The sequence below is a fragment of the Pseudomonas sp. IPO3778 genome, from assembly GCF_013386825.1.
In the GTDB taxonomy this organism is placed as follows: Bacteria; Pseudomonadota; Gammaproteobacteria; order Pseudomonadales; family Pseudomonadaceae; genus Aquipseudomonas.
Genome location: NZ_JACARC010000132.1, coordinates 1 through 338, shown reverse-complemented (window position 1 = coordinate 338; position 338 = coordinate 1). Strand labels below are relative to the sequence as shown.

Below are 338 nucleotides of genomic sequence, written 5' to 3'. Positions count from 1 at the left end.
ACCCTCGCCAACTGCTGGAAACTGCAACCCAGGAGCGATGGCAGGCCCATGGTGGTGGGTATTTGCAGATCGTCCAGCGAGGCCAACGGGGTAATCCAGGCACCCATTGGGTCGAAGACCTGAGTGGTGAACTGCTCAAATGTCTGCCGAAAAATACGTTACTGATCGTTCGACCTGACCGCATTGTGATGCACAGCGGTGGCGCCGATCATGCAAATGAGCTGGCAAATGCATGCATGGCCTTGCTGGATAATTGAATAGATCAGCGATATTGACGGTAATTTGATTACTATCTTTGTCTTTCATCCCGCCGCGTCTTACATCATCAGGCATTTCCA

Annotated in this window: 1 protein-coding gene; it reads right to left on the bottom strand. The window is 51.5% G+C overall.

Annotated elements, in window-relative coordinates; all coding sequences use genetic code 11:
• Window positions 1-135: 135 nt before the first annotated feature.
• A partial coding sequence (locus HX855_RS33090) for a hypothetical protein (RefSeq protein ID WP_218644351.1) occupies window positions 136-338 on the bottom strand: 203 nt, incomplete at its 5' end.